Source organism: Photorhabdus kleinii, from assembly GCF_025384885.1.
GTDB lineage: Bacteria > Pseudomonadota > Gammaproteobacteria > Enterobacterales > Enterobacteriaceae > Photorhabdus > Photorhabdus kayaii.
The window spans coordinates 87687-109884 of the sequence record NZ_JAJAFY010000009.1 but is presented as its reverse complement, the minus strand read 5'-3'; the positions used below and the strand labels follow the sequence as shown (position 1 = coordinate 109884).

The following is a 22198-nucleotide window of genomic DNA, read 5'->3' as shown; positions in this document are numbered from 1 at the left end:
CAAGAACGGGGGTTGTATAAATAATGACTGTCAACGTTGAAGCCCTAATTAATAGTTTGGGGAAAACTTATCAGGAAATTTTTGATGAAGGATTAATTCCTTATAAAACTAAGCCATCAGGTTTCTCTGGTGATGAAGTGGTATGTCTGGATATGGTAAGAGAGGGAGTTTTTCTGGCGTTTTATCGCGAGGGAAAGCGTTTAAAAGAAATTACATTGACTCTATTTGATGAAAAGAAACCCTTATATCAATTTTCGAATGAGTTACCATCTCCTTTAGTTTCTCAAATGTCACGACAGTGGGTTCATGAGCAGTTTGGGGAGCCTGAAAAATCACAGCCTCCAGAGGTAATAATGAAGCGTCAATTTGGATGGGCTGATTTATACACTGTTTTGGATTTTCGCATACCAACCAGTATGCAGGTTGATTACGATCTGCTGGAACAAGTGAAATCAATTGCATTCTTACCCACATCAGAAGTCCGTTGGTAATCAATAAGTTATGAGTGGTTATTTTTGAAAGCCAATTCATTTGCGAGCAGTTTGGAAAGTTAAGTCTTAGATGAATTGGCTAAATCAAGAGCTGAGGTTATATAAATAATGACTATCAATGTTGAAGCATTAATTAATTGTTTAGGTAAATCTTATCAGGAAATTTTTGATAAAGGGCTAATCCCTTATAAGACAAAACCGACAGGTTTTCCCGGAGATTCTGATATATCTCTTGATATGGTTAAAGAAGGGATTTTCTTATCATTTTTGCGGGAAAATAAAATACTTACTGAGATAACGTTGACTTTAATTGATCACAAACGACCTAATTTTATATTTCCTAATGAATTGCCTTCCCCTTTGATACTGCTGATGTCTAGGCAATGGATTCATGAACATTTTGGTGAGCCAGAAAAATTACTTCCGCCAAGGAAAAGGTTAACGAGAGAAATTGGCTGGACTGAGTTATATACCTTATTGGATTTTCGTATTCCAACTAGCATGCAAGTTGATTATGATTTGCTGGAGCGGGTCAGATTGGTGACTTTTTTACCCACATCAGAAGTCCGTTGGTAATCAACAATAGATGGACGGTTATCTTCGAAAGCCAATTCATTTGCGAGCAGTTTGGAAAGTTAAGTCTCAGATGAATTGGCTAAATCAAGAGTTGAGGTTATATAAATAATGACTATCAACGTTGAAGCCCTAATTAATAGTTTGGGGAAAACTTATCAGAAAATTTTTGATGAAGGATTAATCCTTTATAAAACCAAACCCGCTCTGTCTTTACTGATTTATGTTAACACATAACCCCCATTAAAGGGGTTTATGTGTGTAGATATAATTGCTACAATATACATCTATACACAAAACCCCCTTTAAAGGGGGTTAATGTGGAGATGGAGAGTTGGATAAGGTCACTGCAATTAAAACATTAGACGAATTCGGTAAGATGGGTAAAAACATCTTTCTTTTGCGGGACTTGGAAGTCATTTTTGCTGATGAAACGTTACGAACATTGAAGAAATCCATCGACCGTCTTATCAAATCGGGGTTATTGGTGCGCATCACCAAAGGGATTTATGCAAATGCTCGCATGAGCTTGGGAGCGTATCCGTTGGAAAGTATCGCAATCAATATCAGGCGTGGAGAATATAACTACATCAGCCTTGAGTCTGCGCTGTCCCAGTATGGAGTTATCTCGCAAATCCCTATTGATAGACTCACGATCATGTCAACAGGCAGATCAGGGGAGTTTGAGACTCCCTGGGGGGTCATTGAGATTACGCACACGAACAGGAGGCCAAGCGAAATTCTGAAAGGAACGCTGGAAAGCCGGGGGCCGATGCGTATCGCTAAAAAAGAAACAGCTATTCGTGATTTAAGGCGAGTAGGCAGAAACACATATCTGATCCAACAGGAGGAATTGGAATATGCCTGATAAAGCTGATTTTAATATTATTGTCGATGAAATCGTTACTCAGGATGGGCTTGCCAACATCAGGCCCGTGGTTGAGAAAGAACTGCTGCACTATGACATTTTATATTGCTTGGCTAAAGATGGTTTACTGAAGACCTTGACTTTTCAGGGGGGAACGTCGCTAAGGCTATGCTATGGTTCTAACCGGTTCAGTGAGGATTTAGACTTTGCTGGTGGCCGAAACTTTTGTTCGGCAGACTTGAACAGGATTAAAGAGAGCGTCGAAAAGTATCTGGGGGAACGTTACGGTCTTGAGGTTACGGTAAAGGAGCCGAACGAACTCAGAAAAGAACCTGAGTATGCCGATGTGAAAATCGATAAATGGCAAGTTTCCGTCACTACAGCACCAGAGCGGAAGGATTTGCCAAAACAGCGTATCAAGATTGAGATTGCAAACATTCCGGCGTATACCAAGAATCCGCGCCCATTAACACGCAATTACTCTGTTTTACCTGATGGCTACTCAGAAACAATCGTATCGGTGGAAGAGTTAACTGAGACCATGGCTGATAAGCTGGTTTCATTCCCCGCAACAACCAAACATATTCGTCATCGTGACATGTGGGATTTGGTCTGGTTGAAACAGCAGGGGGTTGCCCCTGATGTCAGCCTGATCGAACGCAAGCTGTCGGATTATCATTTAACTGAATTTGCTGATTTGCTCCAGGCACGACTGGACTCTATTCAAGCGCTCATCGCCTCAGGCACATTCCAGGAAGAAATGAAACGCTTTATCCCTGCGCCAGTTTACAGCAGGACTATAGGGAAGGCTGATTTCATGCGCTACCTCGAAAACACACTGAAAGAACTACTCATTACAGTGCAAAAAGGGTTGTATGCAGAGGAAAACAACGACATTCCTTTTAAGATGTAAGGATTTTAGACATAAAAAAAGCCAGTTACAGCTCTGGCTGAGCCTGTAATTTGATTTATTCACTTCTCATTACCTTTCAATAGAATATTTTGTTTAGAAAAATAATAAAAACACATCAAGAATATTCATCACATTGATATAAAAGACTATTCTCCTGCTATTATCTCAGTCATGTATTAATATTCCAGCACACTGGTATTACCTTATTAAAAGTGAGTTCTTACAAACTATTATTAATGATTTTGTAAATTAATCATAAATATAAGTAAATATTTACTCTAAATAATTATATAAAGGTAAAGTTATTTTATTGTCTGTATTTTATTTTTTAATGTAAGCAAGTTTTGTGATTTATTATATTTTTCCTCACACATCATCACTGTGTATAGCGCCTTTAGAAGGCAGGAGGACCTGATGTTCTAAAGGCACATGTTTGATCTGGTCCCTCTCTTATACATAACGATGGTGATTATTTTTTTGCGCGAAAAAACCTGTTTCTCATGATAAACCTCAATTCAGGAGTCCGTATGAATCAACTCGCCAGTCCCCTGATTTCCCGCACCGAAGAGATCCACAACTTACCCGGTAAATTGACCGGCCTTGGTTATACCTCAGTGTTTGATGTGGTACGTATGCCGCGTGAGCGTTTTATTCGTGAGCATCGTGCTGATCTAGGGCGCAGTGCTGAAAAAATGTATGACCTGGCAGTGGGCTATGCTCATCAGGTGTTACATCATTTTCGCCGTAATTCTCTTAGTGAAGCTGTTCAGTTTAGCTTGAGAAGTCCGTTCTCTGTATCAGGCCCGGATTACGCCAATCAGTTTCTGGATGCAAACACGGGCTGGAAAGATAAAGCACCGAGTGGTTCGCCGGAAGCGAATGATGCGCCGGTAGCTTATCTGACTCATATTTATCAATTGGCCCTTGAACAGGAAAAGAGTGGCGCCAGTGCCATTATGAATACGCTGGTGGAGCGCCGACCCGATATCGGGGCTTTGTTAATTAATGATAAAGCGATCAATGAGGTTGTACCGCAATTACAATTGGTTAATGAAATTCTGTCCAAAGCCATTCAGAAGAAACTGAGCTTGGCTGATTTGGAAGCGGTAAATGCCAAACTCTCCACCACCCGTTACCCGAATAATCTGCCGTATCATTATGGTCATCAGCAGATTCAGACAGCTCAGTCGGTATTGGGTACCACGTTGCAAGATATCACCTTGCCACAGACGTTGGATCTGCCGCAAAACTTCTGGGCAACAGCAAAAGGAAAATTGAGCGATACGACTGCCAGTGCTTTGACCCGACTGCAAATCATGGCGAGTCAGCTTTCGCCGGAACAACAGAAAATCATTACAGAAACCGTTGGTCAGGATTTCTATCAGCTAAATTATGGTGACAGTTCGCTTACGAAGAACAGTTTCAGCGATATGACTATACTGACTGGCCGAACAAGTTTGACTGTACCCCAGGTAGAACTGATGTTGTGTTCAACTGTCGGGGGTTCTACGGTGGTTAAGTCTGATAATGTGAGTTCTAGTGACACGACAGCGACGCCATTTGCTTACGGTGCCCGCTTTATTCATGCCGGCAAACCAGAGGCGATTACCCTGAGTCGCAGTGGCGCGGAGGCGCATTTTGCTCTGACGGTTAACAATCTAACCGATGACAAGTTGGACCGTATCAACCGCATCGTGCGCCTACAAAAATGGCTGAATCTGCCCTATGAAGATATTGACCTGTTGGTGACTTCTGCTATGGATGCGGAAGCGGGAAATAGTGCGCTGTTGATGAACGACAATACGCTGCGTGTGTTGGGAGTGTTCAAACATTATCAGGCGAAATACGGTGTTAGCGCCAAACAATTTGCTGGTTGGCTGCGTGTGGTGACCCCGTTTGCCATTACACCGGCAACTCCGTTCTTAGATCAGGTGTTTAACTCCGTCGGCGCCTTTGATACGCCGTTTGTAATAGATAATCAGGATTTTGTCTATACATTGACCACCGGGGGAGATGGGGCGCGTGTTAAGCATATTAGCACTGCACTGGGCCTTAATCATCGTCAGTTCCTGTTATTGGCGGATAATATTGCTCGCCAGCAGGGAAATGTCACGCAAAGCACGCTCAACTGTAATCTGTTTGTGGTGTCGGCGTTCTACCGTCTGGCTAATCTGGCGCGTACATTGGGGATAGATCCAGAGGCTTTCTGTGCCTTGGCTGATCGATTAGATGCAGGTACAGACATCGTCTGGCAGCAATTGGCAGGAAAACCCATCATCACTGCACCGCAAAAAGATTCCCCATTGGTGGCGGATATTCTGAGTTTGCTGCAAGCGCTAAGTGCGATCGCTCAATGGCAACAACAGCACGATTTACCCGTTGAAACCTTACTTTTACTGTTGAGCAACAACTCTACCTTCACTGCTCAGGGCACTGACGATCAATTGAATTTTATCCGTCAGGTGTGGCAGAACCTGAGCAGTACGTTTGTGGATGCCTCGTTGTTATCCCGCAGTGGTGCGCCATTAGTTGATACCAATGGTCAGGCTATTGACTGGTTTGCTCTGCTCTTGGCAGGTAATAGCCCGCTTATTGATAAGGTTGGTCTGGTGACCGATGCAGGTCTGGAAAGTGTTATAGCAACTGTGGTCAATGCACAAAGTTTGTCTGATGCAGATAAAAAGCTGGCAATCACCACTCTGAAAAATACGTTGAATCAAGCACAGCGAACTCAGCAAGGCGTGGCCGTCAGTCTGTTGGCGCAGACTCTGAATGTGAGTCAATCATTGCCCGCATTGTTGCTGCGTTGGAGTGGAAAAACTGTCTATCAGTGGTTGAGTGCGACTTGGGCATTGAAAGATATCGTTAAAACCGCCGCCGATATTCCCGCTGACTATCTGCGTCAATTACGTGAAGTGGTACGCCGCTCCTTGTTAACCCAGCAATTCACGTTGAGTCCTGCAATGGTGCAAACCTTGTTGGACTATCCAGCCTGGTTTGGTGCTTCCGCAGAAACAGTGACCGATATTAGTTTGTGGATGCTCTATACCCTGAGCCGTTATAGCGATTTATTGCTCCAAGTGGGTAAAGCTGGTGGTACCGAAGATGATGTACTGGCCTACCTGCGCACGGCTAATGCTACCACGCAGTTTAGCCAAGCTGATGCTGCACAAACGTTAGCAACTCTGTTGGGTTGGGAGGCTAACGAACTGCAAGCCGCTTGGGCGGTATTAGGCGGGATTGCTAAAACCACTCCGCAACTGGATACGCTTCTGCGTCTGCAACAGGCACAGAACCAGACGGGTCTTGGTGTTACACAGCAACAGCAAGGCTATCTTCTGAGTCGTGGCAGTGATTATACCCTTTGGCAAAGCACCGGTCAGGCGCTGGTAGCTGGTGTATTCCATGTCAAGGGTAGTAACTGAGTACGTTCACTATCTGAGTGGATTTGATTTTTCCGTACGGCCCCAATGAGGCTGTTTCTAAACCGCCATTTAAGTAAGGCAGATAATTATGTTATCGACAATGGAAAAACAACTGAATGAATCCCAGCGTGATGCGTTGGTGACTGGCTATATGAATTTTGTGGCACCAACGCTGAAAGGCGTCAGTGGTCAGCCAGTGACGGTGGAAGACTTGTACGAATATTTGCTAATTGACCCGGAAGTGGCTGATGAGGTTGAGACGAGTCGGGTAGCACAAGCGATTGCCAGCATACAGCAATATATGACTCGTCTGGTCAATGGTTCTGAACCGGGGCGCCAAGCAATGGAACCTTCTACCGCTAACGAATGGCGTGATAATGATAACCAATATGCCATCTGGGCTGCGGGGGCTGAGGTTCGAAATTACGCCGAGAACTACATTTCTCCCATCACCCGGCAGGAAAAAAGCCATTATTTCTCGGAGCTGGAAACGACTTTAAACCAGAACCGACTCGATCCGGACCGGGTGCAAGATGCTGTTCTGGCGTACCTCAATGAGTTTGAAGCAGTGAGTAATCTGTATGTGCTCAGTGGTTATATTAATCAGGATAAATTTGATCAAGCCATTTATTACTTTATTGGTCGCACTACCACTAAACCGTATCGCTACTACTGGCGTCAGATGGATTTAAGTAAAAATCGTCAAGATCCGGCGGGAAATCCAGTAACGCCAAATTGTTGGAATGATTGGCAGGAAATCACCTTGCCGCTGTCTGGTGATACGGTGCTGGAACATACCGTTCGCCCAGTATTTTATAACGACCGACTGTATGTAGCTTGGGTTGAGCGTGACCCAGCGGTACAGAAAGAGAAAGACGCTAATGGCAAAGATATCAGTAACACCCATGCTTACAGCATAAAGTTTGGCTATAAACGCTATGATGATACTTGGACGGCACCAAATACTACCACGCTGATGACGCAGCAAACAGGTGAAAGTTCAGAAACACAGCGATCCAGCCTGTTGATTGATGAATCGAATATGGCATTACGACAGGTTAATCTGCTGGCTACTACCGATTTTAGTATTGACCCGACAGAGGAAACTGACAGTAACCCGTATGGTCGCCTGATGTTGGGGGTGTTTGTGCGTAATTTTACGGGGACTCCATATCAAAACCGTCCTGCTGTGTATGGTTATCTCTATTGTGACTCAGCCTTTAATCGCCATAGTCTCAAGTCGTTAAGTAAAAACTTTTTGTTCAGTACTTACCGTGATGAAACAAATGATCAGAATTGCCTGCAATTTGCGGTATACGATAAAAAGTATGTGATTACTAAGGTTATTACTGGTTCAACAGAAGATCCTGAAAATACGGGTTGGGTAGGTAAAGTTGATGACTTGAAGCAGGGTACTACCGGTGCCTATGTGGATATCGATCAAGATGGTCTGACACTCCATATCCAAACCACAACTAATGGGGATTTTATTAACCGCCATACGTTTGGGAGTGCTGACAGAGAGAACAATTCTACGTCTGGTTATGGCTTTTCATGGACAGGGGATGAGGGTTTTTACCTGGATTACGATGATGAAGACTATTACAGCTTCCATAATGCAGTAATCACCTATTATCCCCAGGGTTATGGTGGAGGGTCTACTCCTAATGGAACATGGGATATAAACCAGCCTGTTAATGATGCATGGAATTCCATATTCCTGCTTTATGGGCACCATTCTGTTACTGTGAAAAATGGCGGTATCGCTTGGGTAGGGGATGATCCTAGCAGTTATAACCTGTATATTCCGGATGGTACTCGTTTGGGGGATTGGGCCGGTGCAATAAATTATGCTATTAGTACTGATACCTTGATTGCCTTTTTCGCAGGTGCTGGTCATCTCACTTATATAAAAAACTTCAAGAAAATCGCCGATAACCGCAAATTCTATCAGGAAATCAATGCTGAGACGGCGGATGGGCGTAATCTGTTTAAACGCTACAGTGATCAAACTTTCAAACTTGCCAGCGGTGCGACCTATTCTACAACCTATACCCTGTCCGAAGCGGATTTCTCCACTGATCCGAATAAAAACTACCTACAGGTTTGTTTGAATGTCGTGTGGGATCATTATGACCGCCCATCAGGGAAAAAAGGGGCCTATTCCTGGGTCAGTAAGTGGTTCAATGTCTATGTCGCATTACAGGATAGCAAAGCGCCAGATGCCATTCCGCGATTGATTTCCCGTTACGATAGTAAACGTGGTTTGGTGCAATATCTGGATTTCTTGACCTCATCTTTACCCGCGAAAACCCGTCTTAATACCACCTTTGTGCGTACCTTAATTGAAAAGGCAAATTTAGGGCTGGATAGTTTGTTGGATTATACCTTGCAGGCAGATCCTTCTCTGGAAGCTGATTTAGTGACTGACGGCAAAAGTGAACCAATGGACTTTAACGGTTCAAATGGCCTCTATTTCTGGGAGTTATTCTTTCACCTGCCGTTTTTGGTTGCTACACGTTTTGCCAACGAACAGCAATTTTCGCCGGCACAAAAGAGTTTGCATTACATCTTTGACCCGGCGATGAAAAACAAGCCACACAATGCCCCGGCTTACTGGAATGTACGCCCGTTGGTTGAAGGACACAGCGATCTTTCTCGTTATTTGGGCGACTCTATAGACCCAGACACTCAGGCTTATGCCCATCCGGTGATATACCAGAAAGCGGTGTTTATCGCCTATGCCAGCAACTTGATTGCTCAGGGAGACATGTGGTACCGCCAATTGACTCGTGACGGTCTGACTCAGGCCCGTGTCTATTACAATCTGGCCGCTGAATTGCTAGGGCCTCGGCCGGATGTGTCGCTGAGTAGCACTTGGACACCACAAACCCTCGATACCTTGGCTGCCGGGCAAAAAACGGTTTTACGTGATTTTGAGCACCAGTTGGCTAACAGTAATACCGTTTTACCTGCATTGCCGGGCCGCAATGTGAGCTACTTGAAACTGGCAGATAATGGTTACTTTAATGAACCTCTCAATGTTCTGATGTTGTCCCACTGGGATACGTTGGATGCACGGCTATACAATCTGCGTCATAACCTGACCGTTGATGGCAAGCCGCTTTCGCTGCCGCTGTATGCTGCACCTGCTGATCCAGTTGCGTTGCTGGCTCAGCGTGCTCAGTCTGGTACCCTGACGAATGGTGTTAGTGGTGCCGTGTTAACAGTGCCACCGTACCGTTTCAGCGCTATGTTACCGCGGGCTTACAGCGCTGTGGGTACGTTGACCGGTTTTGGTCAGAACCTGCTTAGCTTGTTGGAACGTAGCGAACGGGCCGGTCAAGAAGAGTTGGCGCAACAGCAACTGTTGGATATGTCCAGCTATGCCATCACGTTACAACAACAGGCGTTGGATGGATTGGCGGCGGATCGTCTGGCGCTGCAAGCCAGTCAGGCGACGGCGCAACAACGTCATGACCACTATTACACCTTGTATCAGAACAACATCTCCAGCGCGGAACAACTGGTGATGGACACTCAAACGTCAGCACAATCCCTGATTTCTTCTTCCACCGGTGTACAAACTGCCAGTGGGGCACTGAAAGTGATCCCGAATATCTTTGGCTTGGCTGATGGTGGCTCGCGCTATGAAGGGGTAACAGAAGCGATTGCCATCGGGCTGATGGCTGCCGGACAAGCCACCAGCGTGGTGGCCGATCGTCTGGCAACCACGGAGAATTACCGCCGACGCCGTGAAGAGTGGCAAATCCAGTACCAACAGGCACAGTCTGAGGTCGACGCATTACAGAAACAGTTAGATGCGTTGGCAATGCGCGAGAAAGCAGCTCAGACTTCCCTGCAACAGGCGAAGGCACAGCAGGTACAAATTCGAACCATGTTGACTTACTTAACTACTCGTTTCACCCAAGCGACTCTGTACCAGTGGCTGAGTGGTCAATTATCCGCGTTGTATTATCAAGCGTATGATGCCGTGGTTGCTCTCTGCCTCTCTGCCCAAGCTTGCTGGCAGTATGAATTGGGTGATTACGCCACCACTTTTATCCAGACTGGTACTTGGAATGACCATTATCGTGGTCTGCAAGTAGGGGAGACGCTGCAACTTAATTTGCATCAGATGGAAGCAGCGTATTTGGCTCGTCACGAACGCCGTCTTAATGTGATCCGTACTGTGTCGCTCAAAAACTTATTGGGTGATGATGGTTTCAATAAGTTAAAAACCGAAGGCAAAGTTGATTTTACATTAGGCGAAAAGCTATTTGACAACGACTATCCGGGGCACTATTTGCGCCAGATTAAAACCGTGTCAGTGACGTTGCCGACGTTGATCGGGCCGTATCAAAACGTGAAGGCAACGCTCACTCAGACCAGCAGCAGTACATTGTTAGCAGCAGATATCAATGGTGTTAAACGTCTCAATGATCCGACAGGTAAAGAGGGTGATGCGACGCATATTGTCACCAATCTGCGGGCCAGCCAGCAGGTGGCGCTCTCTTCTGGCATTAATGATGCCGGTAGCTTTGAGTTGCGTTTGGAAGATGAGCGCTATCTATCATTTGAGGGGACTGGAGCAGTTTCCAAATGGACGCTCAACTTCCCGCGTTCTGTGGATGAACATATTGATGGCAACACATTGAAGGCGGATGACACTCAGGCGTCACTGTTGGCGAATATGGATGATGTACTGGTGCAGGTACATTATACCGCCTGCGACGGCGGCGTCAGCTTCGCTAGCCAAGTCAAGAAAACACTCTTTTAAATTAACTTTTAACTAAGACTTCCCACTCTGGTAGCCAGAGTGGGAGAGGATCTGTCATACCTAAAATCAATCTTGCTATCTTTCTCCATTTCATTGGAAGGGAAGCTTTAAAACAAAATAAAAGGAATATGATATGAGTACGTTTGATACTGCTCTTTATACTCAAACCCCAACAGTCAGTGTGTTAGATAATCGCGGCCTGTCCATTCGTGATATTGGTTTCCACCGTGTTGTGGCAGGCGGGGACACTGACACCCGCGTCACCCGTTACCAGTATAATGTTCGTGGACACCTGAATCAGAGTATTGACCCACGCTTGTATGATGCAAAGCAGACCAATAACTCGGTGAAGCCTAATTTTGTCTGGCTGCATGATCTGGCTGGTAATGCTTTGCGGATAGAGAGTGTCGATGCTGGCCGTACTGTTGCATTAAATGATATTGAAGGTCGTCCGGTAATGACGATGAATGCGACAGGTGTTCGTCAGACTCGTCTTTATGAAGACAACACGTTGCCCGGTCGCTTGTTATCTGTGAGCGAACAAGTTTCCGACCAAGAGACTTCTCAAGTGACAGAGCGCTTTATCTGGGCTGAGAATACAACAGAGGAGAAAGAGTATAACCTCTCCGGTCTGTGTATACGCCACTACGACACGGCGGGAGTGACCCGGTTGATAAGTCAGTCACTGGCTGGTGCTATTTTATCCCAATCTCACCAATTGCTGGCTGAGGGGCGGGAGGTGAACTGGAGCGGTGACGATGAAACTGTCTGGCAGCGGATGCTGGCAAATGAGGTCTATACGACACAAAGTACAACTAATGCCATAGGGGTTTTGCTGACCCAAACCGATGCGAAAGGCAATATTCAGCGTCTGGCTTATGATATTGCTGGTCAGTTAAAAGGGAGTTGGTTAACGGTGAAAGGCCAGAGTGAACAGGTGATTGTTAAGTCCCTGAGCTGGTCAGCCGCAGGTCATAAGTTGCGTGAAGAGCATGGTAACGGCGTGATTACGGAGTACAGTTATGAACCGGAAACTCAACGTCTGATTGGTATTACCACCCGACGCGCCGAAGAGAGTCAATCAGGGGCGAGAGTATTGCAGGATCTACGCTATGAATATGATCCGGTGGGGAATGTCGTCAGTATCCATAATGATGCCGAAGCTACCCGCTTTTGGCGCAATCAGAAAGTGGAGCCTGAGAACCACTATGTTTATGATTCTCTGTATCAGCTTATTAGTGCGACAGGGCGTGAAATGGCCAATATCGGCCAGCAAAGCAACCAACTTCCCTCACCCGTAATACCTGTTCCTACCGACAACAACACCTATACCAATTACCTTCGTACCTATACTTATGACCGTGGCGGTAATTTGGTCCAAATCCGACACAGTTCACCTGCGACTCAAAATAGTTACACCACAGATATGACCATTTCAAGCCGCAGTAACCGGGCGGTATTGAGTACATTAACGACAGATCCAACCCAGGTGGATGCGCTATTTGATTCAGGCGGTCATCAGAAGACGTTAATGCCAGGGCAAAATCTGGATTGGAATATTCGTGGTGAATTGCAACGAGTCACACCGGTGAGCCGTGAAAATAGCAGTGACAGTGAATGGTATCGTTATAGCAGTGATGGGATGCGGCTGTTAAAAGTGAGTGAACAGCAGACGGGTAACAGTACTCAAGTACAACGGGTGACTTATCTACCGGGATTAGAGCTACGCATAACTGGAGTTGCAGATAAAACAACTCAAAATTTGCAGGTGATTACAGTAGGTGAAGCGGGTCGCGCACAGGTAAGGGTATTGCACTGGGAAAGTGGTAAGCCGGCAGATATCGATAACAATCAGGTGCGCTACAGTTACGATAATCTTCTTGGCTCCAGCCAGCTTGAACTGGATAGTGAAGGGCAAATTCTCAGTCAGGAAGAGTATTATCCGTACGGCGGCACTGCGGTATGGGCAGCGAAAAATCAGACAGAAGCCAGCTACAAATTTATTCGTTACTCCGGTAAAGAGCGGGATGCCACTGGATTGTATTATTACGGCTATCGCTATTATCAGCCTTGGGTGGGCCGATGGTTGAGTGCTGATCCAGCAGGAACTGTGGATGGGCTGAATTTGTACCGGATGGTGAGGAATAACCCAATCACATTAACTGACCATGATGGGTTAGCACCGTCTCCGAACCGAAATCGGAATACATTTTGGTTTGCTTCATTTCTGTTCCGTAAACCCGATGAGGGGATGTCTGCGTCAATGAGACGGGGACAAAAAATTGGCAGAGCCATTGCCGGCGGGATTGCGATTGGGGGTCTTGCGGCTGCCATTGCCAGTACGGCTGGCGCGGCTATCCCTGTCATTCTGGGGGTTGCGGCCATAGGTGCTGGGATTGGTGCGTTGATGGGATATAACGTGGGTAGCTTGCTGGAAAAAGGCGGGGCATTACTCGCTCGACTCGTACAGGGGAAATCGACGTTAGTACAGTCAGCGGCTGGCGCGGCTGCCGGCGCGAGTTCAGCTGCGGCTTATGGTGCGCGGGCACAAGGTGTTGGTGTTGCATCAGCCGCCGGGGCGGTAACGGGTGCTGTGGGATCATGGATAAATAATGCTGACCGTGGGATAGGTGGCGCTATTGGGGCCGGGAGTGCCGTAGGCACCATTGATACCATGCTGGGGACTTCCTCCACTCTTACACATGAAATCGGGGCAGCGGCTGGTGGGGCGGCTGGTGGGATGATCACTGGTACGCAAGGAAGTACTCGGGCAGGGATCCATGCCGGTATTGGCACCTATTATGGCTCTTGGATTGGTTTTGGTTTAGATGTCGCCAGTAACCCCGCCGGACATTTAGCGAATTACGCAGTGGGTTATGCCGCTGGTTTGGGGGCGGAAATGGCTATCAACAGAGTAATAGGTGGCGGATTTTTAGGTAGGTTCTTAGGCCGGGCTGTCAGCCCATATGCCGCTGGTTTAGCCAGACAATTAGTGCATTTCAGTGTAGCCAGACCTGTCTTTGAGCCGATATTTAGTGTTCTCGGCGGGCTTGCTGGTGGCATTGGAACAGGCCTGCACAGAGTGATGGGAAGAGACAGTTGGATTTCCAGAGGGCTAGGTGCTATCGGCAGTGGTATCGATAATATTGCTGGTATGATTGGTAATCAGATCAGAGGCAGGGTCCTGACCACAACAGGGATCGCTAATGCGATAGACTATGGAACCAGTGCTGTGGGAGCCGCACGACGGGTTTTCTCTTTATAATAGTCAACATTGTTGTAGTAAACATCGCTAGATATCTTCGCCCAATATTGGGCGAAGATATCAGGGCCGGGAGCAGCCACTTTATTACCTCAACCATTAATCGCTGCTTTTGAGATTATAAGGTCATCACAGATCTATATGTCAGATTCTGAATCGCTTTGCAGAAAAGTTTCGTAATCCTGACCGCCGTAGAAGATGCCAATAATAGAAACTAATTCAACATCGCTATCAACATCAAAAGCAATCACGGTTCGTTTCTTGTAATTGGTAATCCGTAAGCCGGAACAAATATCATCACGTTGAGTCCCGCGATGAGGAAAAGTTTGCAAACTCTCGCAGAAAGCGATAATACCGTCGGTATAACGTGTTGCAGTGTCTGGGAAGGCAGTAACAGCCATATAGTGGTAAAGTGTCACCAATTGCTCTGAGGACTCTGGTGAAAAGACAACACGATAGCTCACTTTAATTCTGCTTGCGTTCAGTAGCTAATCTTGCTCGTACTTGGTTAACAGTCAGTGCTCGTGCCGGATCCGCTTTCATGGAATCGTACGCAGGGACGACTTGTTCGCGTAACCAGCTTTCAACCGCACGATCACGGGCCATTAACGCACGCAGGCCATCCCGAATAACTTCACTTTCCGTGGCATATTCTCCCGTCATGACCTTAGTTTTTACGATATCAGCCATTTCATTTGGCAATGTGATACTGAATTGTTGTGTAGTTCGCATGGCATACCTCCAGTTAGGTGTGTAGGATTTAATCCTACTCTGAAAATAAATATATGTCCAAAAAATAGACTCATAAAACAAAAAATTTTGGTGCCTATCTAGGTTGCAGATCGGCAATCATTCGCAACAGTTCTGGGCGATCAGGATGTACATTGCGCTCAATATTAACTTGGTGGGGCAAAGTTCTACGACGCATCGGATAAATAGTGCGGTATATACCCATCATCTTTCAAGTTGCCTCTTTGTTGGCGGCACTCACTCACCCCGGTCACATCGTTATCTATGCTCCCGGGGATTCGCTCCCTTGCCGTCGCGATCCATCTTGAAATCCATAGGGTATAGTTGATTTTCTTAATGAGTGACTGATTATTCTTTAATTTTTTAATGCGTTTATAATGCTCGTAGCTTGTTCTTTATCTTCTACCCCCATTCTGAATGAAGGATTTAAAGAAGTTTGAATAGTCGCTGTGACAAGATGAGTACCTTTAAATGATATTGTCATTTGGGTACCGATGTTTTTATTGATTAAAGCATCAAAGTGAGCAAAGCATTGTTTATCGTTTTTTATCGTTATTTCTATCTGGTCATTCCCCTCTTCGTCTGGCCCTAAATAATCGATTTTATCGGTACAAGCGTGAGTTAAGATAAAATTGCCACCGGATGAAAAGGCAAATTTCAATCCCTCTTCTGCTTGTGTTTGTCTGTTTGGGTTATTTTTACCGGAGCACCCGGTTATTACAGAGAGAAGTAATATAATAACAAACAAAATTTTCATGATTCCAACCCTGTTATATTGAATAATTACCTGAAATATACGCTATACCCGTCATCTTTCAAGCTGCCTCTTTGTTGGCTGCACTCGTTCTTTGAATTTCGTATCATCTGTTGCTCCATTTTACTTAACCATCATCAATTTCATGTTATCACCTGATGTTCTGCTTAGATCTGTAAGGTTTATGATCGTCTAAGAAGGTCAGCGTGAGTGTTGCTCCCTGACAGTGAGACGTGGAGAAGATTATGATGAGTCATACATCCGATTATCGTACAGATGTCCGCATTGTGGCGCATATACCACTTAATAAGTCTGACAGCGATAAATTGCATTTCAGAAAATTAATTGGTAGCGAATCGTTGTCGCAACTGTATCAGTTTAAAGTGGAGTTTCTTTGTCCACGTAATGATCTCGATATGAAGTCATTGTTGGGTAAAAGTATGGCTTTGGAGATCCCACTAATACAGGGTGGTTCCCGTTTCCTACATGGTGATATTACCCGTATTGAATATGTCGGACATCATTTACAGGAAGAAAACGATAAGTTATATATTTTCACGTTGCATCCTTCGCTCTGGTATTTGACACAAAACCGTGACTGCCGTATTTGGCAGGGGCAGAGTGTGCCGGATATTATTGCCAGCCTGTTGGCAGAATATCATATTAATATAGAGAATCGTCTCCGTAGCCATTATCGTCAATGGGAATATTGTGTCCAATATCAGGAAAGTACTTTTGATTTTATCAGTCGATTAATGGAACATGAAGGCATCTACTATTATTTCAGCCATCATGAAAAAGGACATACTTTAATTCTGGCTGACTCGCCAAATGCCCATCAGCCATTTAATGATGATTATGTCCAAATCCCCTATTTAGCAACACGACCCGGTGTGGTTGATCACCAGGAAGGTATTATGTGCTGGCGCACAGCACAGGAAATTACGCCACGAGTTTATACGTTGGATGATTACGATTTCCGTAAACCACGGGCGCATTTATTAGAAGTATGCAGTAATCCAGCATCATGTGCGGTTAATAAGGCGGATGTTTTTGAATGGCCGGGGCGTTATATCGACAATCAACATGGTCAATTTTATGCACAAATCCGCCAACAGGGATTTGAAGCGCGGCAACAACAGATGTACGGCAAGGCAACGGCGTGCGGATTAGCGCCGGGATGCACTTTTACTTTACAAAACAGCCCTTGTCCGCCTGATGCACAGCCCTTTCTGGTGACGCATGCGGAATATGAATTATATGACTGTACGCTGTATGACGAATTGGATGGGAGTTGTTGGGACCAAGGACCGTTCCGAGCCGCATTTCACGCAATACCCGCTAATGTTATTTGGCGTCCACAACGGGCAACGCCTTGGCCGAAAACCTATGGTCCACAAACGGCGGAAGTTGCCGGTCCAGTGGGAGAAAGCATCTGGACCGATAAATATGGTCGCGTCAAATTGAAATTCCGTTGGGACAGATATAGCCAGCCGGATGATAGAAGTTCTTGTTGGGTGCGGGTTTCCAGCAGTTGGGCTGGTTGGAAATATGGCAGCTTACAAATTCCACGTATTGGTGAAGAGGTAGTGGTTGATTTTATCAACGGCGACCCGGATCGCCCATTGGTGACTGGGCGGGTTTACAATGAAGAGTGCATGCCGCCTTGGCAGTTGCCCAACGATGCCACCCGAATGGGGTTTATGAGCCGCAGTAAGAAAGGCGGGGTAGAAAATGCCAGTTTTCTGTTCCTCGAAGATGCGCCGGGACGTGAATCATTCACCATGCACGCCGAACGCGACATGAATATCTCCGTTGAGCACGATAAAAATATCACCGTTGATGGTGTCTTAGCTCAGGAGATAAAAGGCGAAACTCATCTCAAGCATCATGGTGTATGTCATACCCTGAAAATGATGCCGGATATACAAACTTTCCGATTGGGGAAAACCGCGATTATCGGTGCCGGTGGGCGGGCAGATTTTATTGCGGGTGGTCGGTATGAACGTATTCAAGGTAAATCAGAGACGCAGGTCAGTCAGAATATTAGCCAACACGCCGGAGAAAATATTAGCCATCATGCCTTGGGAAATATTCTGTTCGATGCCGGTAAGCAGATCATCTATGGCGACAGCCTATATCTCAACCGAGAAAGCAACGATCCCAATAATCAGGCGCAGCAGAAGCTGATGACATTGCAGACATTAACCCCTGAAGAAATGGCGGATCAGCAAGCATCAAAGCAGCAGCAACAGCAGAAAATCCCGACCTCAGTAATTTATAAGAGAGGTGTCAGTGTCGAGATCAACGGTGTTGATCAGCAGCGTGTGGATAAAGATCAGAAAGTCGAGATCAATGGGGCGGTCACTCGAAGTATTGAGGGTAGCTGGCAAGAGCATGTTAAAGATAACCTGAAAATTCAGGCAGATGCGGATGCTTATCTTAATTGTGGCGGCAAGGTGTGCATTGAAACCAAAGATATGGTGCACAAGATTGAGGGGCACATAGAAACCCATGCCGGCAATACTTTAACCGTCTGTGGCACGACGGAAAATGTCAATATGCTCAACTATACCAACTCTTCCGTTGCCATGAAAAACGAGGGGGTGGTGATGTCGAATAATATGCTGAACATCGGTAATACCACGCTGCATATGTCAACCAATACTCTCAATCTTAGTTTGGGGCAGATAAATATCAATGCTGTGGCACTGAATCTGAGCCTCAGCGGTTTAACTATTTTTATCTGACATACCAAGACGGGAGAATGGATGATGAAAATCATGAAACCTCTGCGACTGGGTGTTTTGCACCGCCCGTGGCGTTGGCAACAGCAGAACTATCTGGGGGTGGCGGTGATGGCGCTGACGGATATGAGTGATTCGCCGCAAATCAGACCAGAGCCGGAACTGTGGCAATTGGTGGCTCAAGAGTTACAAAGTACCGGTGGGGTGTTGGATCTCTCTATTCCTAAACCCTGTGCAGAATTCTTTGCTACAGGTTATGCCTGGACAAATCATCAACCACAAAAAGAGGCCTGTATAGCGAAAATTCAGGTTGCCGATAAAGAAAAAAGCCTGATGGTATTTGGTGATCGCTACTGGCAGAACGGGCATCCTTCATCGCCACAGCCGTTCGAGAAGATGCACCTCGATTGGCAAAATGCCTTTGGCGGTCACTGTACCGCAGAAAACCCGTTGGGTAAGGGAGATGAACCTGTTACTCGTGAAGGGGTATTGTGGCATCCATTACCTAATGTTGAACTTCCTGATCAACTGCTACATTCACAGCATCAGCGTGTGCAGCCTGCCAGTTTTGCACCCCTCGATTTTAGCTGGCCGCAACGTAGCCGGCTGATGGGAAAAAAATACGATAAGCAGTGGCTGGCGCATGAATTCCCCGGTTTTGCCCGCGATACAGATTGGCACTTGTTCAATATGGCCGGATCGGATCAATGGCTGGATGGGCAACCCGTTTTACCGGCAGGCGCCACTTGGCGTATCTGGAATATGCATCCCACTTGGGCCGTACAACAGGGAAAGTTACCTTGCTGGCGGACGCGTTGTTTTATCACTCGTCAGCGTGGTGAGGAAATGCGCCTTGAGGAGATCCATTTACGTGCTACCACGGTGTGGTTTATTCCTCATTTGGAACGTATGGCGCTCATTTGGCACGGCGCTTGTCCAATTAATGAAGATGATGCAGCGGATGTGCATCAAATGCTGGTGGCGATGGAGTTGGCACAGGCTGAGCGGCCGGTTGCTCATTACCAACAGGTGATGGCGCAACGGGCAGAGAAAGAGAAGGGGGCGCTTTTTACCCTGCGAGAACAGGATTTGATGGATGAAAGCCTGATTGCGCCTTGGATAGATAATGACGTACAGGTTACCCCCAGCGCACTGGCAGAGACGATGACAAGGCGTGAAACTTATTTGCGTCGGCGGCATCAGGCGAGGAGTGAGAAGCAAGAGCAGGATATTAATCAACTGCTTGCAGAATTGCCTCAGGAAGAGGGAAAAGCGCTCACTGCTGATAAGTTACCGGAGCTGGTTGCCAGCTTGGAACGACAGGCAGAACGGATACAACAGCGGGTTCAGAAAAAAAGTGCTGCATATGCAGCGGCTGAACGTGCCAGTGCTCCAGCGGTTGGTCCTGCAAGTTACTACCGTATGCTGGACTTGTTGCATAAACAGTCACAGAAAAAACCGGAATGTCAGACACCAGAGGCGTTGAAATGTACGCAGCGCAGTTTACATCAGATGTATTTGCTATCTGCGGATACGCGTCCGCCGGCAGGCAGATTACAGGGTGAACAGGCTGAGGTGTTACGCCGCCATGTGATGGCTTGCATGGCAACAAAACGCGATCTCAGTGGGATGGATCTAACGGGTGCCGATCTTTCTGGTTTGGATCTGCGGCGAGCTAATCTACAGCATACTCTGTTGGAAAATGCCAATCTGGATAACTGCTGTTTAGATGAGGCTGATCTGAGTGAAGCTATGCTGGCTTATGCTTCATTGAATAACACTTCGCTAAATGCTGCTTGTCTGAATAATGCTTCCCTGACCGGAGCGAAGTGCCACAACGGTTATTTTATCGGCGCACGCCTTGGCGGTGTGTTGTTGGAACAGGCTGAACTGGTCATGTGTGATTTTTCCCAGGCCGCTCTAAGTGATATTACGTTACGTCAGTGTACGTTGCATCATTGTCGTTTCCCTCAGGCGCGGTTGAAAAACTGCCTGTTTATGGATCTCATACCGGAAGCGCTGGATTTTAGCCATGCCTATTTGACGCGTGTGACGGTCATCAATGGCGGCTTTACCGCAGTTCGTTTCAACCATGCGGTGATGGAAAGTTGTACTTTTCTAAACAGCGCGTTAGATCATGCTCAGTACCAGCATGCCCATTTAGACAGTTGTGTGTTTACGGGTAAAACGCATATTCGTGCTGGTCTGTTTCAGCATGCGCGGCTGACCAGTTGTAATTTTCGTCTTATTCTGCTTGAAGCGGCTGACTTTTCAGAGGCAGTACTACAAAACTGTGATTTCAGCGAAGCGGATCTCAGTTTTGCGCAAATGTGCGCCGTCAATGGCAGTCATTCACTGTTTATTCGTACTCTATTGACTAATAGTTATTTGCAGGGCGCTAATCTGATGGGCGCATTACTGCAAAAATCCCATTTAGCGGGCGCGGATTTGCGTCGCGCCAATCTGTTTCGTGCCGATATTTCTCAATCCAGTGTTGATGTGAATACGCAATTGCAGGGAGCTTTGCTTGATCAGTGCAAAACCCTGCCATGTGCCGGAGGCAAATTGATATGAAAACCTTAACGCCGGAACAATTGAGCGCGCTGATTTCCCAAGGGGAAATCATTCAGGATGTATCTCTGACGAGTGAGTTGCTGGCAGAGAGGGATCTGGCTGGTATGGTGTTTGTTAATGTTACCTTTGAAGGAACTGAGTTCCGTTGTTGCAGACTTGATGAGACCGTGTTTCAGCAGTGTCAGTTATCATATACCTCTTTTCAGGGGATGACGCTGAAAGGGTGTTCATTTCAGCAATGTAATTTGTCGCAAGTCTGCTTTGATCGCACTCATCTGGATAACTGTATATTTCACGATTGCCAACTGGAACAGTTCTCTTTGCAAGATGCTGCACTAAATTCTACCTATTTCATCTCTTGCCAGCTTAATCATGCACGTTTTGTCAATAGCACACTTGATAAAGTCACTTTGTACGATAGTGATATGCATAACGGTACTGTACATAATTGCCATTGTCAGAGTTTGACTTTGTTCGGTATGGATCTACGCAGTGTGACCTTTACAGGCAGCCGGTTTGAACGAGGGGTGTTTGCCCATTGTGATCTGCGCGAAGGGCAGTTTCGGGGACTCACCTTTCTGGCTTGCCAATTTACTGATAATCCGTTGGATCGTGCCGATTTCCGGCAGGCGATACTGACGCAAAGCTGCTTTAAAGGCGCATCACTGCGTGGCGCCTGTTTAGATGAGATAGAGGCCGAAGGGGCGCTATTTATTGAAAGTGATTTACGTGAAGCGCAGTGCCGGCAGGCAAAAATCAATCACGGCCAGTTTATTGCGGCCTGTCTACATCAAGCTGATTTCTCCCACAGCATGTTAGTTCAAAGTCAATGGCGCTATGCGCAAGCGGATAGCTGCTCTTTTGTCGCCTGCGATTTGAGTTATGCCGATTTCAGTTGGGCGGATATCAGTCATGCGGATCTGCGCCAGGCGCGTTTTAAGCGCACATTGATGCATCGGGCCTGTCAGCAGGGCAGTCGCTTCTCCGATCGTCGGGGGATTTTGGCGCGAGATGAGGCACTGTTTGCGGCAGAAACATGGAATGCGCGTGGTTAGCGCTTA

15 protein-coding genes are annotated in these 22198 nt (G+C 46.3%); 11 read left to right on the top strand and 4 right to left on the bottom strand.

Features of this window, described 5'->3' with window-relative positions; all coding sequences use genetic code 11:
- Positions 1-23: 23 nt before the first annotated feature.
- The 8 genes from LG003_RS07670 (at position 24) to tccC (ending at position 14315) form a co-directional block, all read left to right on the top strand.
- On the top strand, positions 24-491 hold the full coding sequence (locus LG003_RS07670; protein ID WP_262980463.1) for a DUF6392 family protein: 468 nt from the start codon (positions 24-26) through the stop codon (positions 489-491).
- A gap of 108 nt (positions 492-599) precedes the next feature.
- Complete coding sequence (locus LG003_RS07665; protein WP_262980462.1) at positions 600-1067, top strand: DUF6392 family protein; 468 nt, start codon at positions 600-602, stop codon at positions 1065-1067.
- 108 nt (positions 1068-1175) lie between these two features.
- Positions 1176-1301 carry a DUF6392 family protein gene (locus tag LG003_RS07660; RefSeq protein WP_387440124.1) on the top strand — a complete coding sequence of 42 codons (126 nt, stop codon included), beginning with the start codon at positions 1176-1178 and terminating at the stop codon, positions 1299-1301.
- A 97-nt stretch (positions 1302-1398) separates the two neighbouring features.
- Positions 1399-1932 carry a type IV toxin-antitoxin system AbiEi family antitoxin gene (gene abiEi, locus LG003_RS07655; RefSeq protein WP_262980461.1) on the top strand — a complete coding sequence of 178 codons (534 nt, stop codon included), beginning with the start codon at positions 1399-1401 and terminating at the stop codon, positions 1930-1932.
- Positions 1925-2845: a nucleotidyl transferase AbiEii/AbiGii toxin family protein gene (locus LG003_RS07650; RefSeq protein WP_262980460.1), complete on the top strand. Its 921-nt coding sequence runs from the start codon at positions 1925-1927 to the stop codon at positions 2843-2845. Before abiEi ends, LG003_RS07650 begins: the two co-directional genes overlap by 8 nt.
- Positions 2846-3372: 527 nt before the next feature.
- The gene (tccA, locus tag LG003_RS07645; RefSeq protein WP_158537773.1) at positions 3373-6270 is read left to right on the top strand and encodes an insecticidal toxin complex protein TccA; all 2898 of its coding nucleotides are present in this window, start codon (positions 3373-3375) and stop codon (positions 6268-6270) included.
- 88 nt (positions 6271-6358) lie between these two features.
- The gene (gene tccB / locus LG003_RS07640; RefSeq protein ID WP_112878021.1) at positions 6359-11050 is read left to right on the top strand and encodes an insecticidal toxin complex protein TccB; all 4692 of its coding nucleotides are present in this window, start codon (positions 6359-6361) and stop codon (positions 11048-11050) included.
- 133 nt (positions 11051-11183) lie between these two features.
- Positions 11184-14315 carry an insecticidal toxin complex protein TccC gene (gene tccC, locus LG003_RS07635; protein ID WP_112878020.1) on the top strand — a complete coding sequence of 1044 codons (3132 nt, stop codon included), beginning with the start codon at positions 11184-11186 and terminating at the stop codon, positions 14313-14315.
- Positions 14316-14449: 134 nt separating this feature from the next.
- On the opposite strand, the gene LG003_RS07630 is transcribed toward tccC, so the two are convergent.
- The 4 genes from LG003_RS07630 to LG003_RS07615 form a co-directional block, all read right to left on the bottom strand.
- Positions 14450-14776, bottom strand: coding sequence for a type II toxin-antitoxin system RelE/ParE family toxin (locus LG003_RS07630; protein WP_262980459.1), 327 nt, complete (start codon positions 14774-14776; stop codon positions 14450-14452).
- Between the two features lies 1 nt (position 14777).
- On the bottom strand, positions 14778-15044 hold the full coding sequence (locus LG003_RS07625; protein ID WP_112878018.1) for a ribbon-helix-helix domain-containing protein: 267 nt from the start codon (positions 15042-15044) through the stop codon (positions 14778-14780).
- Between the two features lie 94 nt (positions 15045-15138).
- The gene (locus tag LG003_RS07620; RefSeq protein ID WP_262980458.1) at positions 15139-15270 is read right to left on the bottom strand and encodes a hypothetical protein; all 132 of its coding nucleotides are present in this window, start codon (positions 15268-15270) and stop codon (positions 15139-15141) included.
- 147 nt (positions 15271-15417) lie between these two features.
- A complete protein-coding gene (locus LG003_RS07615; protein WP_262980457.1) occupies positions 15418-15819 on the bottom strand; it encodes a hypothetical protein in 402 nt (133 codons plus the stop codon).
- Positions 15820-16061: 242 nt separating this feature from the next.
- On the opposite strand from LG003_RS07615, the gene LG003_RS07610 reads away from it, so the two are divergent.
- From LG003_RS07610 to LG003_RS07600, 3 genes are read left to right on the top strand one after another with little or no spacing between them, the layout of a single operon-like run.
- The gene (locus LG003_RS07610) at positions 16062-18566 is read left to right on the top strand and encodes a type VI secretion system Vgr family protein (protein ID WP_262980456.1); all 2505 of its coding nucleotides are present in this window, start codon (positions 16062-16064) and stop codon (positions 18564-18566) included.
- Positions 18567-18587: 21 nt separating this feature from the next.
- Complete coding sequence (locus LG003_RS07605; RefSeq protein ID WP_262980455.1) at positions 18588-21137, top strand: DUF2169 family type VI secretion system accessory protein; 2550 nt, start codon at positions 18588-18590, stop codon at positions 21135-21137.
- A complete protein-coding gene (locus tag LG003_RS07600) occupies positions 21134-22192 on the top strand; it encodes a pentapeptide repeat-containing protein (protein WP_158537772.1) in 1059 nt (352 codons plus the stop codon). Before LG003_RS07605 ends, LG003_RS07600 begins: the two co-directional genes overlap by 4 nt.
- Positions 22193-22198 lie beyond the last annotated feature (6 nt).